Origin of the sequence: Acinetobacter sp. LUNF3, assembly GCF_022699605.1 — a bacterium.
Classification (GTDB): Bacteria; Pseudomonadota; Gammaproteobacteria; order Pseudomonadales; family Moraxellaceae; genus Acinetobacter; species Acinetobacter johnsonii.
In genome coordinates this window covers 3,275,665-3,292,005 of record NZ_CP093968.1, presented here as the reverse complement: position 1 = coordinate 3,292,005, position 16,341 = coordinate 3,275,665, and the positions used below count along the sequence as shown (strand labels likewise).

The following is a 16,341-nucleotide window of genomic DNA, read 5'->3' as shown; positions in this document are numbered from 1 at the left end:
TTGTTAAGTATATTGAGTCCAGCTTCTAGCACTGACGAGGTGTTAGAAAGATCATTAAGAGATTATGAAGAACAACTTGTGTGGATTTTTACTGATTGATCGATCGAAAATATTTCATTGATTGAAGGTAAAAATTACTCGAAGTTTATTTGAGAAATATTTGTCAGAAAATTGATGAGCCAAGATTTGTAGCCATAAGCTACTAATGATTTTTAACTGAAGAGTTTGATCATGGCTCAGATTGAACGCTGGCGGCAGGCTTAACACATGCAAGTCGAGCGGGGAAGGGTAGCTTGCTACCTAACCTAGCGGCGGACGGGTGAGTAATGCTTAGGAATCTGCCTATTAGTGGGGGACAACATTCCGAAAGGAATGCTAATACCGCATACGCCCTACGGGGGAAAGCAGGGGATCTTCGGACCTTGCGCTAATAGATGAGCCTAAGTCAGATTAGCTAGTTGGTGGGGTAAAGGCCTACCAAGGCGACGATCTGTAGCGGGTCTGAGAGGATGATCCGCCACACTGGGACTGAGACACGGCCCAGACTCCTACGGGAGGCAGCAGTGGGGAATATTGGACAATGGGCGGAAGCCTGATCCAGCCATGCCGCGTGTGTGAAGAAGGCCTTTTGGTTGTAAAGCACTTTAAGCGAGGAGGAGGCTACTTGGATTAATACTCTAGGATAGTGGACGTTACTCGCAGAATAAGCACCGGCTAACTCTGTGCCAGCAGCCGCGGTAATACAGAGGGTGCGAGCGTTAATCGGATTTACTGGGCGTAAAGCGTGCGTAGGCGGCTTCTTAAGTCGGATGTGAAATCCCTGAGCTTAACTTAGGAATTGCATTCGATACTGGGAAGCTAGAGTATGGGAGAGGATGGTAGAATTCCAGGTGTAGCGGTGAAATGCGTAGAGATCTGGAGGAATACCGATGGCGAAGGCAGCCATCTGGCCTAATACTGACGCTGAGGTACGAAAGCATGGGGAGCAAACAGGATTAGATACCCTGGTAGTCCATGCCGTAAACGATGTCTACTAGCCGTTGGGGCCTTTGAGGCTTTAGTGGCGCAGCTAACGCGATAAGTAGACCGCCTGGGGAGTACGGTCGCAAGACTAAAACTCAAATGAATTGACGGGGGCCCGCACAAGCGGTGGAGCATGTGGTTTAATTCGATGCAACGCGAAGAACCTTACCTGGTCTTGACATAGTAAGAACTTTCCAGAGATGGATTGGTGCCTTCGGGAACTTACATACAGGTGCTGCATGGCTGTCGTCAGCTCGTGTCGTGAGATGTTGGGTTAAGTCCCGCAACGAGCGCAACCCTTTTCCTTATTTGCCAGCGAGTAATGTCGGGAACTTTAAGGATACTGCCAGTGACAAACTGGAGGAAGGCGGGGACGACGTCAAGTCATCATGGCCCTTACGACCAGGGCTACACACGTGCTACAATGGTCGGTACAAAGGGTTGCTACCTAGCGATAGGATGCTAATCTCAAAAAGCCGATCGTAGTCCGGATTGGAGTCTGCAACTCGACTCCATGAAGTCGGAATCGCTAGTAATCGCGGATCAGAATGCCGCGGTGAATACGTTCCCGGGCCTTGTACACACCGCCCGTCACACCATGGGAATTTGTTGCACCAGAAGTAGGTAGTCTAACCGCAAGGAGGACGCTTACCACGGTGTGGCCGATGACTGGGGTGAAGTCGTAACAAGGTAGCCGTAGGGGAACCTGCGGCTGGATCACCTCCTTAACGAAAGATTGACGATTGGTAAGAATCCACAACAAGTTGTTCTTCATGACGATGTATCTGAGGGTCTGTAGCTCAGTTGGTTAGAGCACACGCTTGATAAGCGTGGGGTCACAAGTTCAAGTCTTGTCAGACCCACCAAATCTGACTAACAAGCATTGTTAAATGCTGAATACAGAAAAACAGAGACATTGACTTATTGATAAGCTGGGGACTTAGCTTAGTTGGTAGAGCGCCTGCTTTGCACGCAGGAGGTCAGGAGTTCGACTCTCCTAGTCTCCACCAAATTCGAGGAAAAACAAAGCAGCGCTTTGTCCGAGAATTTAAGCAAACAGCTATGCTGTGCGCAGGCACACATAGAACGAAGCTTAATCTAAGAAGTTGGATTACAGAAATTAGTAAGTAGATAACTTATTAACTTCTGTGATTTATCGCAGTTTCCTGACCTGACGAAGGCTGGAAAAATCATTAACAGAATATATTTGAGTTGAAATAATTTGTTCATACTCGTTTTTAAGATCGACATTAACAGTGATTTATTACTGATTGATGAAGATTAAAGAAATGAGTTACTAGCGAAATTAACTGAATCAAGCGTTTTGGTATGTGAATTGAATTGAAGCTGTACAGTGTTTAAGTACACAGAACAACAAACTGTAAGGAAGTGATGAGAAATCATCATAGACTGTCTTAATCCTACTTGTAGGGATTAACGACTGTTTGGGGTTGTATAGTCAAGTAATTAAGTGCATGTGGTGGATGCCTTGGCAGTCAGAGGCGATGAAAGACGTAATAGCCTGCGATAAGCTCCGGGGAGGCGGCAAATATCCTGTGATCCGGAGATTTCTGAATGGGGAAACCCACCTGTCATAAGGCAGGTATCGTATGATGAATACATAGTCATACGAGGCGAACGAGGGGAAGTGAAACATCTCAGTACCCTTAGGAAAAGAAATCAATTGAGATTCCCTCAGTAGCGGCGAGCGAACGGGGAAAAGCCCATTAAGTCATATAAGTTCTAGTGGAATGCTCTGGGAAGTGCAACCATAGTGGGTGATAGTCCTGTACACGAAAGGGCTTATATGATGATGTCGAGTAGGGCGGGGCACGTGAAACCTTGTCTGAATATGGGGGGACCATCCTCCAAGGCTAAATACTCCTGACTGACCGATAGTGAACCAGTACCGTGAGGGAAAGGCGAAAAGAACCCCTGTGAGGGGAGTGAAATAGATCCTGAAACCGCATGCATACAAGCAGTGGGAGCCGACTTGTTCGGTGACTGCGTACCTTTTGTATAATGGGTCAGCGACTTACATTCAGTAGCAAGGTTAACCGCATAGGGGAGCCGTAGAGAAATCGAGTCTTAATAGGGCGTTTAGTTGCTGGGTGTAGACCCGAAACCGGGTGATCTATCCATGAGCAGGTTGAAGGTTGGGTAACACTAACTGGAGGACCGAACCCACTGTCGTTGAAAAGCCAGGGGATGACTTGTGGATAGGGGTGAAAGGCTAATCAAACTCGGTGATAGCTGGTTCTCCCCGAAAGCTATTTAGGTAGCGCCTCGGACGAATACCATTGGGGGTAGAGCACTGTTTCGGCTAGGGGGTCATCCCGACTTACCAAACCGATGCAAACTCCGAATACCAATGAGTACTATCCGGGAGACAGACTGCGGGTGCTAACGTCCGTAGTCAAGAGGAAAACAATCCAGACCGCCAGCTAAGGCCCCAAAATTATAGTTAAGTGGGAAACGATGTGGGAAGGCATAGACAGCTAGGAGGTTGGCTTAGAAGCAGCCACCCTTTAAAGAAAGCGTAATAGCTCACTAGTCGAGTCGGCCTGCGCGGAAGATGTAACGGGGCTAAAACTATATGCCGAAGCTGCGGATTTGCAATTTATTGCAAGTGGTAGGGGAGCGTTCTGTAAGCCGATGAAGGTGTATTGAGAAGTATGCTGGAGGTATCAGAAGTGCGAATGCTGACGTGAGTAACGACAATGCGAGTGAAAAACTCGCACGCTGAAAGACCAAGGGTTCCAGTCCAACGTTAATCGGGGCTGGGTGAGTCGACCCCTAAGGCGAGGCCGAGAGGCGTAGTCGATGGGAAATTGGTTAATATTCCAATACTTCTATGTAATGCGATGAGAGGACGGAGAAGGTTAAGTCAGCCTGGCGTTGGTTGTCCAGGTGGAAGGTTGTAGGCATGTATCTTAGGCAAATCCGGGGTACTCTATGCTGAGAACTGATAGCAAGCTGTACTTGTACAGTGAAGTGGCTGATACCATGCTTCCAGGAAAAGTCTCTAAGCTTCAGTTACATAGGAATCGTACCCGAAACCGACACAGGTGGTCAGGTCGAGTAGACCAAAGCGCTTGAGAGAACTCTGCTGAAGGAACTAGGCAAAATGGTACCGTAACTTCGGGAGAAGGTACGCTGCCGACGGTGATAGGATTTACTCCTTGAGCTATTGGCAGCCACAGAAACCAGGCCCCTGCAACTGTTTATTAAAAACATAGCACTCTGCAAACACGAAAGTGGACGTATAGGGTGTGATGCCTGCCCGGTGCTGGAAGGTTAATTGATGGGGTTAGCGTAAGCGAAGCTCTTGATCGAAGCCCCAGTAAACGGCGGCCGTAACTATAACGGTCCTAAGGTAGCGAAATTCCTTGTCGGGTAAGTTCCGACCTGCACGAATGGCATAATGATGGGGGCGCTGTCTCCAGCAGAGACTCAGTGAAATCGAATTCGCCGTGAAGATGCGGTGTACCCGCGGCTAGACGGAAAGACCCCGTGAACCTTTACTGCAGCTTGACATTGAACTTTGATCTTACTTGTGTAGGATAGGTGGGAGGCTTTGAAACCGAGACGCTAGTTTCGGTGGAGCCAATCTTGAAATACCACCCTGGTAATATTGAGGTTCTAACTCTGTCCCGTTATCCGGGACGAGGACCATGTCTGGTGGGTAGTTTGACTGGGGCGGTCTCCTCCTAAAGAGTAACGGAGGAGTACGAAGGTGCGCTCAGCGTGGTCGGAAATCACGCGTAGAGTATAAAGGCAAAAGCGCGCTTAACTGCGAGACCCACAAGTCGAGCAGGTACGAAAGTAGGTCTTAGTGATCCGGTGGTTCTGTATGGAAGGGCCATCGCTCAACGGATAAAAGGTACTCTGGGGATAACAGGCTGATACCGCCCAAGAGTTCATATCGACGGCGGTGTTTGGCACCTCGATGTCGGCTCATCTCATCCTGGGGCTGAAGCAGGTCCCAAGGGTATGGCTGTTCGCCATTTAAAGAGGTACGCGAGCTGGGTTTAGAACGTCGTGAGACAGTTCGGTCCCTATCTACCGTGGGCGTTGGAAATTTGAGAGGATCTGCTCCTAGTACGAGAGGACCAGAGTGGACGAACCTCTGGTGTACCGGTTGTGACGCCAGTCGCATCGCCGGGTAGCTATGTTCGGAAGGGATAACCGCTGAAAGCATCTAAGCGGGAAGCCTACCTCAAGATAAGATTTCCCTAGGACTTTATGTCCTCTAAAGAGCCGTTGAAGACTACGACGTTGATAGGTTGGATGTGGAAGCATAGTGATATGTGAAGCTGACCAATACTAATTGCTCGTGAGGCTTGACTATACAACACCCAAACAGTTGGTGTTGTGGTTCAAATCACTGCAAACAACTTGATTTAGTTATAAAGCTAGATAAAATATCCAACTCAAATATACCTGTTAATAACTCATTTGATGAAAGTTAGGCACGAAGAGCACTGCTCTGAGGTTAGACCCAACGAATAGTCATAAACAGTTGTGCTGGCGACAATAGCAAGAGTGAACCACCTGATCCCTTCCCGAACTCAGAAGTGAAACCTCTTAGCGCTGATGGTAGTGTGGAGTTATCCATGTGAGAGTAAGTCATCGCCAGCTCATTAATTCTAAATCCCCCTCCGCTTAAGGCTGAGGGGGATTTTTTTTATGCTGAATATATTAAATAATAAACGAAAAGCGAAATATTAAGTGGGAATGAAGAGAATTAGAGCGGAGAATACACGCTAAATTATACATAAATACATTTATATAAATTAAAATTATGTGAAACATCTACTATTTATCAAAGAATTCGATGGAGTGCAAATTATTTTGCGTAATTTTTATACAACTTTAGTCTAGTTTTTCCAAAAAAAGCTGTTTCAATTGTTTTATTTATAGACAAAAACTGAATTATGATTCATTTTATTTAAAAGTGAATTTGGATTCACTTTTTATAATAAAGCTCACAATTGGAGGTGAGGGAAAAATGACAGCGACAACAATGAATGTAAATGCTGTAATCGATCAGGCTAAGTTTAAGCCTTTTCATTTAACGGTTGTTTTGTGGTGCTTATTCGTCGTCTTGTTTGATGGTTATGATTTAGCAATTAACGGTGTGGCTTTACCGCTTTTAATGAAAGAGTGGAGTATGACGGCTGTTCAAGCGGGAATGCTAGCCAGTACTGCCCTAGCAGGTATGATGTTTGGTGCAATGCTATTTGGGATGCTGGCCGATAAAATTGGCCGTAAAAAAGTCATTATTATCTGTGTTACGTTGTTCAGTGGGTTCACTTTTGCGGGTGGCTTTGCATCAAACCCGACTGAATTTGGTATTTTACGCTTTATCGCAGGTCTTGGAATTGGTGGTGTATTACCGAACTTGGTCGCTTTAACTTCGGAATATGCGCCTCAGAAGTTTCGTAGTACTTTGGTGACCGCGATGTTTAGTGGCTATGCAATGGGTGGGATTATGGCAGCACTACTAGGTGTTGCGTTTACGCCAACCTTTGGCTGGAAGATCATGTTTTTCATTGCGGGTATTCCATTACTGTTTATTCCGATTTTATGGAAATTCTTACCTGAATCAGTCACTTTTTTAGTGAAAGACCAGCAAACAGAAAAGGCTCGCAGCATTATTCAACGTCTGGTCCCTGAAGAGACTGTAACTTCAGATACTGTTCTAGTGCTGAACGAAGCTAAAGTCCCTGATGCATCTGTCGCTGCCTTGTTTAAAAATGGTCGTGGTATGGGTACAGTTTTATTTTGGTGCTGCTTCTTCATGTGCTTATTGATGGTTTATGCCTTAGGAAGCTGGTTACCAAAACTGATGATGGCTGCGGGTTATTCGATGGGCAGCAGTTTAATGTTCCTCCTTTCCTTGAACATTGGTGCGGTGATTGGCACTGCTGGTGGTGGTGTGCTCGCGGATCGTTTCCACTTGAAACCTGTCATTATTAGCATGTTGACTGTCGGGGCATTTGCATTGGTGGGTTTAGGCTTTAATTCGCCGCAACCTGTAATTTATTTATTGGTTGCACTTGCAGGAGCCGCTTCGATCGGTTGTAGTATTTTACTATATAGCTATGTGGCGCAATATTATCCGCTAGCTGTTCGTTCAACTGGGTTAGGTTGGGCATCTGGCATTGGCCGTGTGGGTGCAATCGTGGGTCCAATTGTCATCGGGGTATTGTTGGGCATGGAATTACCACATAAGTTGAATTTTATTGCTGTGGCGATTCCTGCGGTGCTTGCTGCGATAGCGGTTTCTTTTATCCGTTTAAATAGTGCTGAAGAAGCAGTTAAAACTCAGGTGAAAGTTTCGAGTTCAATCAAAGCATCTTCTTAATCAAACCCTAAAAATAAAGGCTCTCATTTTGAGGGCCTTTATTTTTGCAAAATGGGTGTACCTTTGGGTGATATTTGGTCGTGTTTGAAGGAGAGTGCTATGCTAAAGGTAGCATTAAATAGGGCAATACAATAACAATGATTAAACAGCAGAAAAAACTCGAACCTGAGCAAACTAAACATTTATTCAATACCTTAGAACAACGGTTTCAACAGCATACTGAACGTCGTATGCAAATTAGTTGGGCATTTGTCCGAGAAAAACTTTTGCAGTCTCCGGAAAAATTATACGCCTTACAACAAATGGAAATGAGCGGTGGTGAGCCCGATGTCGTGGCTTTACCGAATACACAAGATGTGTATTTTTTTGATTGTTCAATTGAGTCCCCAAAAGGGCGACGGAGCATGTGTTATGACCGAGAGGCACTATTGAGTCGTAAAAACCATCCGCCTGAAAATACAGTACTCGATTGGGTACAGGCTTATGACTTAAGCTTAATGACGGAACAACAATATTATCTTTTACAGCAGATTTTTAATTTTGACTTGAAAACATCCAGTTGGGTTGAAACTCCAGCTGAATTACGTCAGCAAGGCGGGGCAATTTTTTGTGATCAGCGCTATGGTCGTACGTTTACCTATCATAATGGCGCTGCTTCGTACTATGCGAGTCGAGGATTTCGGACCTATATTCAGCTTTAACTGTGGAATAGAGATAAAAAGAAACCCCGACATCCTGTCGAGGTTTCTTTGTATTTCAGTGCTTAGATACAACTCCTGTCATATCTCACATCCTGATGCTCAAACTGATTATTGTTGTTTTAAGTTTGGGAAACGTCCTGTTTCCTGATGATTTAAATATACAGGGCGGTGGCTGTTGTTCATACAGCATTTTAACCACGCTATTTGTAAGTCTAAGCTGACAACAGTGAATAGCTTATATATTTTTGCTTAGTGCTTTAAATCGGCATCGTTTAAATAGCCTGATTAATGCTGGATTGATCTAGTGAAACTGATGATGCCCTACGTAATGCCTGGCTGTGATGGTTTCTCTTCTAAATATATTGCATCACTGGTCTATCGAATTTGTAAATTCGACTGCGCTGTAAGTACAGAATAAAATTAAAAAGCCGTATTCATGCATGTGATGTTCATCAGAAATATGGCCAATGTTCCTTGATGGGGTGAATATTTGAATAAAAATGTGAAAAGTAATGTTTTTGTGCAAGGAGTTGATCACTTTAGTGTTCTTTGCATTGATTTTTTCAGTAGGTTGAGCATCGATGCCCGATCTTCAAATTCTGTGCAGGAAAATAGGTACAATAAATCATTCCAAAAAGTTTGTTAATTTATAACTAATTTTGTACAATAAATAAGCTGATTAATTGAACGGTTGAATCAGCACACATTATAAAAATGGAATATTTGAAGCAGAAATTACAGAATATTTTTATAAAAGTGAGTATTGTTGAACCATATAAAAGGGAAGTTTAATCGACACACTTTAACCAAGGTTTTGTGAAAACTCCTCTGTTTGTCATTTAGAACCTTGTACCCAAAAGGTCGAAGCTAAATCAAACACTCAAGATTAATATTAAATGGTTCTTTTTTGTTGCGAGATAACCAAATAAAAAGCAATTAAAAGGGACCTAGGTTTAGGTGTTTTATGTCAGGAACTCGTGAAAACTGGACATCACGATCTGGTTTTATTATTGCAGCTGTAGGTTCGGCTGTAGGTTTAGGTAATATTTGGCGTTTCCCTTATGTTGCTTATGAAAATGGTGGCGGTGCCTTTCTTATTCCTTATTTATTGGCGTTAATTACCGCTGGTTTACCTCTGTTATTTTTAGATTATGCAACGGGACACCGTAGTTCGGGGTCACCACCTAAAGCCTATCGGGCTTTGTTTAAAGGCGGTGAAACGCTAGGTTGGTGGCAAGTCTGTGTGTGTATCATCATTGGTTTGTACTATGCCAGCGTACTGACGTGGGCGGGAAGTTATGTTTACTTCTCGATTGGTCAGGCTTGGGGTAGCGACCCTGAAAGTTTCTTCTTTAATACCTACTTACAAACGTCGAAAGCAACAGGTTTCGATTTACAGTTTGTAAGCCATTTATTTTGGCCAATCGTGGGAATTTGGGCACTGACCTTAATTATTCTGTTTGGCGGGGTTAAAAAAGGTGTTGAATTATCGAATAAGATTTTCATGCCTTTATTGTTCGTTTTATTTACCATTTTAGTGGTGCAATCACTTCGTTTACCCGGTGCAGCAGAAGGCTTAAATGCATTCTTTACACCGAACTGGTCTGCGATGATGGACTATAAAGTGTGGTTGGCGGCATATGGTCATACCTTCTTCTCGCTTTCCGTGGGTTTCGGGATCATGGTGACTTATGCATCTTACCTAAAGCCAAAGACCAACTTGACTGGTTCGGGGCTGATCGTTGGTTTTGCCAATGCTTCAACTGAAATTTTGGCGGGTATTGGTATTTTTGCTGCATTGGGCTTTATGGCGCATACCGCAGGCAAAGAAGTTCAAGATGTAGTGAGTGGCGGTATTGGTCTGGCATTTATTGCTTTCCCAAAAATCATTTCAAGTCTTGGAGCGGGTGCTGATTTATTCGGTCTATTGTTCTTCTCATCATTATTTGTTGCCGGTATTTCTTCCATGGTCAGTATTTTGGAAGTGCCAATTGCAGCGATGCAGGATAAGTTAAAATGGAGCCGTAAAAAAGCCGTTACCATTATTGGTGGTGGTAGTGCACTGGTTTCAGTGATCTTATTCTCCAGTGTGAATGCGATTAAACTGGTAGACATCGTGGATCACTTTATCAATAACATTGGGATTATCGGTGGTGCATTATTGTCGATTATCAGTGTGGCGTGGTTTAAGCGTTCTGCATTGATTGAGCTTCGTGATCACGTGAACCGTATTTCAACGGTTCAATTGGGCAAAGGCTGGGCATTTACTTTAACGGTAATCACCTCATTGATCTTGTTAACGACCTTGAGCATGACCATATTTAACTTACTGAAAAATGGTTACGATAGTTATAGTATGAGTCTGCAGGGTGTATTCGGATGGGGCAGCGTGATTTTCTGTGGTGTCGTTGCAATCGTACTCAGCAAAATGAAAGATCGCTAGGAGAGCATAAATGAATACTTCAGCAATCGTGATGATGATCATTTCAATGGTGTTTTTATGGGGCGGACTTGTATTGTCTATTCTCCACTTGATGAAAAACCCTGAAGAACTCGATGAGGTTCTTGAAGAAGTGAAAGACCAGCATACGTTGTAATACTTGATTTAAAGTTTAGTAGCCCTGAAATAGTATCTACTTATTAAAAAACGCCCGATGAGCTCATTGGGCGTTTTTTTAACGAGGGTGTAGTGAGCTATCGCACATCAGCGCCATACAACAATGCTTCGATAAGTTTTTTTGATGAGTTGATTTGGAGCTTAGTGTTCACGTCAATTTGGCTTGAAATAAGTAAGAATTCATACGGCCAGAAAGAACAAAAAGTATGCTGTACAAATTTCATCTAATAAATATGCAATCACAATAACAACTATGATACAAAATAGTATAGAATTGTGACACAGTTTGTACTTTTGCTGGCTAATTCATATGAAAATTAACAAAAAGAAATTTTCTGCTTTGTCGTTTTTATTTTTTTTTTCATTAGAAGCACATGCATTTCCACAACCGGGAAGCTATATTTCTAACGTTGCATCTGGGGACTATACCGATGAGATGGGGAATGTTTTATTGGTCAATTCCAATCCCGTGGCATTGGAAGTGCAAAAAACGTACTCACTGACTTTAGTACAAAATCAAAACCAATATGGTGTGGTCGGTGGGGCGGTGAATCTGCCACATGTCTTAACCAATACAGGTAATACTGCTGATCGATATACATTGGGTTTAGTACAAAGTAGTACGGATAATTTTGATTTAAGTAATGTGAAGGTCTATGCAGACCGCGATCAAAATGGTTTACCAGATAATACTGAAGACTTATTGGTAGGTTCAATTGAGCTCAATGCGGGTCAATCTTTAGCAGTTGTGATTGTGGGTAGTATCCCGACCAATGTTTCTTTTAATCAGCTCAGTAGTTTAGACCTCAAAGCTGTGAGCCAGCAAAATGCTACGCTTTCTGCACAAGTCACAGATACGATTCGCGTTGTCGATGATGCTGTGATTTCTCTCGTTAAAGCGCAAAGTACAAGTGAAGGCAATATTGGTGATTTGATTACCTATACTTTGACCTATCGGAATACAGGGACAGCAACACGTCGTGTCGTGCTGCAAGATGTGTTGGATGATTCTTTAGAATACGTATCCGGGTCGGCAGTTTGGAATCAGAATAGCACTGCACTCACCGATGCAAATGATACAGAAGGATCTGCGAATACAGGAATAGCCTATCAACTTAAACCTGATGGGAAGAGTCTAGAAGCCAGTATTACGGCTGTTGCACCACTCACATCAGGCACATTGGCTTTTAAAGCCAAAGTGAAACAAGGTGCGACCAATAAAATTCCAAACACGGCAGGTTTTGTACAATACGATACAGATAGTACCACGGTAAAACTGAGCAGTTTCTCCAATACCGTCATTTACAACTTAGCTGCTGTCTATGGGGTGGTTTTAAATAATAAATCCAGTTCAGCAACGAACCTTGGTAACCCGAATGGCAGTCCCGATAACCTAGTGGTTCAAGCCAGTTTGAAACCAGGGCAAGAAGTTTTCTTTAATAACTATGTTTGGAACATCGGCAATACCACAGATACTTATAATTTAAGTTATAGCTCAAACAATTTGCCTAGCTGTGCCAAAGTTAATTTTTACACGCAGGACGGAAAAACTTTACTTACGGATACCAATGGTGACGGTAAAGTCGACACAGGTTCGATTTCAAATGCGGCGGTAAAACAAATTCAGGTTGGAGTATCGGCCTCTACAGGCTGTAGCAGCAATGTCAGCAATATCAATATTGATGTGGTTGCGACATCCATTGCTTCAAGTACAGTCTCTGACCCGATTCGTAACCAAATTACAGCTTTAACTGCTGCATCCAGCAGTAGTGATTTATATAATGCTGACCAATCGGGTTTAGGCGTGGGGATCGTGGATAATGCCGGTCAACCCTTACGTACGGTTAAAGTTACTTCGGGTAAAGCGGTTTTTCCTTTGGTGGCAAAGAATAATTCAACCCAAGCCAATAACTATAATTTGTATGCATCCTTTAGCGCGATTGATGTCGCCAATATTATGCCTACCACTAAAACAGGTTTTAGCGTCAAATTTTATGAAGGTGATGCCAGCTGTCAAACGGTGGGTAAGCAAATTACCAATACGGGAACCTTAGGTGCAGGAGCAAGCAAGGCATATTGTGCAGTGATTGATGTTGACGTAAGCCAACAGAATTTTACAGCGCCGATTTGGTTTGCGATTCAATCACCAGTTAATCAACAAGCGGACTCGATTAAGAACCAAATTGAAAGTAATGTCGCACGCTTACTCACCCTGACCAATGATCAGCAAGGTCAGGTAAGTGTGGGCGGCACGATTGTCTACGCGCATACTTTAAAGAATTTGGGCAATATGGCAGAAGGTGCAAACGCAGGTTCTCAAGTGAATTTGAAAATTGTACCACTTAGAAATGATGGCTTTGTTTATACCCTTTATTATGATGCAAATAAAAATGGTCAGATTGATAGTGCAGACCAAATTATTAGCGCAACAACCAGTTTAAATCAGCTTTTGGGTAGTGCGGGCTTATTGGCGCAGGCTGATATTCAACTTTTACTTAAAGTTCAGGCGGCCCCTTCTGCAACAGAAGGTGTGGTGAGTCAGGCGGATATCGTGGTTGAAGTTTCTGATTTTAATGGCATTCATTTAGATAACTTAAAAAATACAGATGTGACCACGGTTGCAACGGGGCATTTACAGTTAGTTAAAACACAAGCAGCGAATAGTAGTTGTACCACTACTAATTTAGCATCTTTGAGCTATTCCACCCAGTTGGTTTCAGTCAAGCCAAATCAATGTGTGGTGTATAAGCTGACACTTAAAAATGATGGTGGTTCAGTGGTGAAGAATGTGCAGTTTAATGATGTTGTTCCAGCTTATACCAGCCTAGTAGGAACGCCTGTCATTGTTCCGTCAGGTACAAATTTATCTTCTGGTGACAAAGTTTCTGCTTTGGTGAGTAGTTTAGATCCAAGCCAAGAAGCCAATTTCTACTTTGTTATTCGTGTTAACCCTTAAGAGTAGGCTCGGAAAATGTTTGCAGAAAAGAAAATGATTCGAAATATGCGTATTGCCATGCTGAGCTTATTGGGGGCAACAGCATCGACTTGGGTTTTTGCTGATGCTCTGGTCATCAGTAACATGGCTGTGGGTGAATACAAGGAAGAAGGTTCTACGGTTGTTCAAGTGGCGCGTTCCAATTTGGTTCAAACCACTGTTATTCCTGTGTATAACCTCAGTTTGAAAGATAACCGAACGGAATATGTGCGTCCAGGGCAGGCGGTCTATTATCACCATGTTCTAACCAATACTGGGAACGAACGCGATCTTTATAATTTGTTGGGCAGTCAAATTGCAGGGGGGAGTTTTACCCATAGCAATATTGAAATTTATTTAGATGCCGATCGCAATGGTGTTGCAGACAATAATACGCCAATGAGCCAATATAGCTTAAATGCTGGAGAGACGGTTGCACTGATTATTAAAGCCATTATTCCTTCATCAGCAGCCGTAAATAGCTCCAGTCAGATTCAACTCACAGCGACCTCTACACAACAACCTAGTCTGACTCAAAATAACATTGATACATCTCGCATCACGGATCAGGCAGTTTTAAATTTAACCAAGAGTTTTGATAAAACAACCGTTGTGAATGGGGATATCGCGACCGTCCGTTTAACCTATTTCAATAATGGTAATAACAGCGGTGTAGTGAATATTAGTGACTTGTTGGATACCACGCAGTTGACGTATGTCACGGGTAATGAAAACTGGAATGGGCAAGCACTGAATTCTGCGACAGGCAGTAATGATCCAACAGGCATTAATTATTACCTTGATACGGATGGTAAAACTATTCGTGCGCAAATCACCAATGTCCCTGCGAATGCGCAAGGCTATATTGAGTTCCGTGTTCGGGTTGCTCGTACTGCACCCGGTGAGATTCCCAACTTTGCAAATATGGACTATGACCATGATAGTTCGACTACCACGCCTAACTTAGTCACCCAGTCTAACACTGCTGTGTTAAGCATTAAGCCGATTTATGGGGTGGTCATTAATGCGGATGCGAATAGTGTAAGTGGTAGTGATTTGTTAGAAAAATTAGGGGCGAGTAGTGGTGGAACCGTTGTCTTTGAAAACTATGTGTGGAATACAGGAACGGTAGCAGATCGGTTCAATTTAACTTTTAACAGTCATAATTTACCGATAGGGAGTGTATTGGAATTCTATCGTGCAGATGGCGTCACTCCACTGTTTGATAGTAATAATGACGGTATTGTTGATACGGGAACGCTAGATGCAGGCGCTAAACTTCCGATAATTGTGAAAGTTACGTTCCCTGCAGACTATATAGATACAGCCAATACCATATATAACATTGCGCCTAAAGCACAATCGATTACTGACAGTACCAAAACAGATATGGTACAAGATCGTACCTCACTGATTCAAAGTACAGCCTCTCGGTTGGTTGACCTGATCAATAGCCCTGAAACTACGGTAAATGGGACAGGAAATGGCAATGTGTCGAATGGTGGTTCGCCGTGGAAAATTTTAGCTGGGGTGAATAATCAAACGGTGGTGTTCCCACTCACTGTACGTCATACAGGTCAAGCGACGGCATATAGTTTTAGTGCCGATGCCGATAATAATTTTGCGACGGTTGCATTGCCAAGCGATATCAGTTCGGTGCGCTATTTTGCTTCATCAACCACAGACTGCTCGGTGCTTGGAGCAGAAATTACTTCAACGCGTTTGCTGAATAATGGGGAGTCTCAGCTCTATTGTGCGGTTGTGGAAATTCGAGCAGACGCAAAAAGTACAACCCAGCCGATTCCAATTTATTTTAAAGTGGCTTCTTCTAGTTTGCCTACCTCAGCACCAAACAGTGGCTATGATGTAATTCAGAATGCCATTACGATTAGCTCAAATGCAAGCCAAGGTGGGGTGAGTTTAGAGCCTGATTTACGTGGGCAAATTGCCCCAGGAGGCAGTATTGTTTATACCCACACCTTAAAACCGTGGGGAACGTCTGTATTGTCAGCAACGGATAATTTCAGCGTTGCCAATGATCGAACTGGCTTTACCACAACACTTTATTATGATGCCAATAATGATGGGCAGTTAGATGCATCTGACCCGATTATTCAAAACTTATCTATTGTGAATGCTGCTATTCTCAGCAGTAAATCACCGATTCGTATTTTTAATAAAGTTGAAAATACCGCATATAACACGGTTGGAGTGGCGAATGCCTCTGTGATTAGCCTAAAAAATAGTGCGGGTACGATATTAGACACAGCAACAGATATTACGACTATCACTAGTGCACCCGTACGTTTGAGCAAGTTACAAGCCAAAGATAATAATTGTGATGGCGTGGCAGATGGCGTGTATACCTCAAATATCTTGCCGATTACACGTAATTCAGATGGGTCTGGGCAATGTGTTCTGTATCAATTAACCGTGAATAATTTGGGAGCTTCGGCCATTGGTCGATTTAATTTTTATGATTATACGCCTGAAGCGATGGTGATGAGTAAAGCACCAACGTGTACAAGCTGTGAGTCTGGCTCGCTTAGTGCGCCTGCATTGGGACAAACAGGTGCAATTAAAGCTTCTGTTGCAGCAATAAATAGTAATGAAAGCCATAGCTTAGAGTTTGGGGTGAAGTATGTGGGGAACTAAA

General features: G+C 43.3%; 6 protein-coding genes, 2 tRNA genes and 3 rRNA genes. All 11 read left to right on the top strand.

The genetic code is table 11. From position 1 onward, the window contains the following. Positions 1–213 precede the first annotated feature (213 nt). Positions 214–1,751 (top strand): 16S ribosomal RNA (locus MN200_RS16005). A 61-nt stretch (positions 1,752–1,812) separates the two neighbouring features. Then, positions 1,813–1,889, top strand: a tRNA-Ile gene (locus MN200_RS16000). Between the two features lie 68 nt (positions 1,890–1,957). Then, positions 1,958–2,033, top strand: a tRNA-Ala gene (locus tag MN200_RS15995). Positions 2,034–2,480: 447 nt separating this feature from the next. Beyond that, positions 2,481–5,374: ribosomal RNA gene (locus MN200_RS15990) — 23S ribosomal RNA — on the top strand. 175 nt (positions 5,375–5,549) lie between these two features. Beyond that, positions 5,550–5,664 (top strand): 5S ribosomal RNA (gene rrf, locus MN200_RS15985). The 16S, 23S and 5S rRNA genes sit together here with 2 tRNA genes alongside, the layout of an rRNA operon. 370 nt (positions 5,665–6,034) lie before the next feature. Continuing rightward, positions 6,035–7,393, top strand: a complete 1,359-nt coding sequence (locus tag MN200_RS15980; RefSeq protein ID WP_058870591.1) for an MFS transporter — start codon at positions 6,035–6,037, stop codon at positions 7,391–7,393. A 137-nt stretch (positions 7,394–7,530) separates the two neighbouring features. Further along, positions 7,531–8,094 (top strand): DUF4256 domain-containing protein, encoded by a 564-nt coding sequence (locus tag MN200_RS15975; RefSeq protein WP_058870590.1) that lies wholly within the window; start codon positions 7,531–7,533, stop codon positions 8,092–8,094. 964 nt (positions 8,095–9,058) lie between these two features. After that, entirely contained in the window at positions 9,059–10,537 is a 1,479-nt protein-coding gene (locus tag MN200_RS15970) for a sodium-dependent transporter (protein ID WP_242759844.1), read from the top strand. A gap of 10 nt (positions 10,538–10,547) precedes the next feature. Next, positions 10,548–10,691, top strand: coding sequence for a methionine/alanine import family NSS transporter small subunit (locus MN200_RS15965; RefSeq protein WP_081313279.1), 144 nt, complete (start codon positions 10,548–10,550; stop codon positions 10,689–10,691). A gap of 330 nt (positions 10,692–11,021) precedes the next feature. Next, on the top strand, positions 11,022–13,667 hold the full coding sequence (locus tag MN200_RS15960) for an isopeptide-forming domain-containing fimbrial protein (protein WP_242759842.1): 2,646 nt from the start codon (positions 11,022–11,024) through the stop codon (positions 13,665–13,667). Between the two features lie 15 nt (positions 13,668–13,682). After that, entirely contained in the window at positions 13,683–16,340 is a 2,658-nt protein-coding gene (locus MN200_RS15955; protein WP_058870587.1) for a DUF11 domain-containing protein, read from the top strand. Position 16,341: the final 1 nt, after the last annotated feature.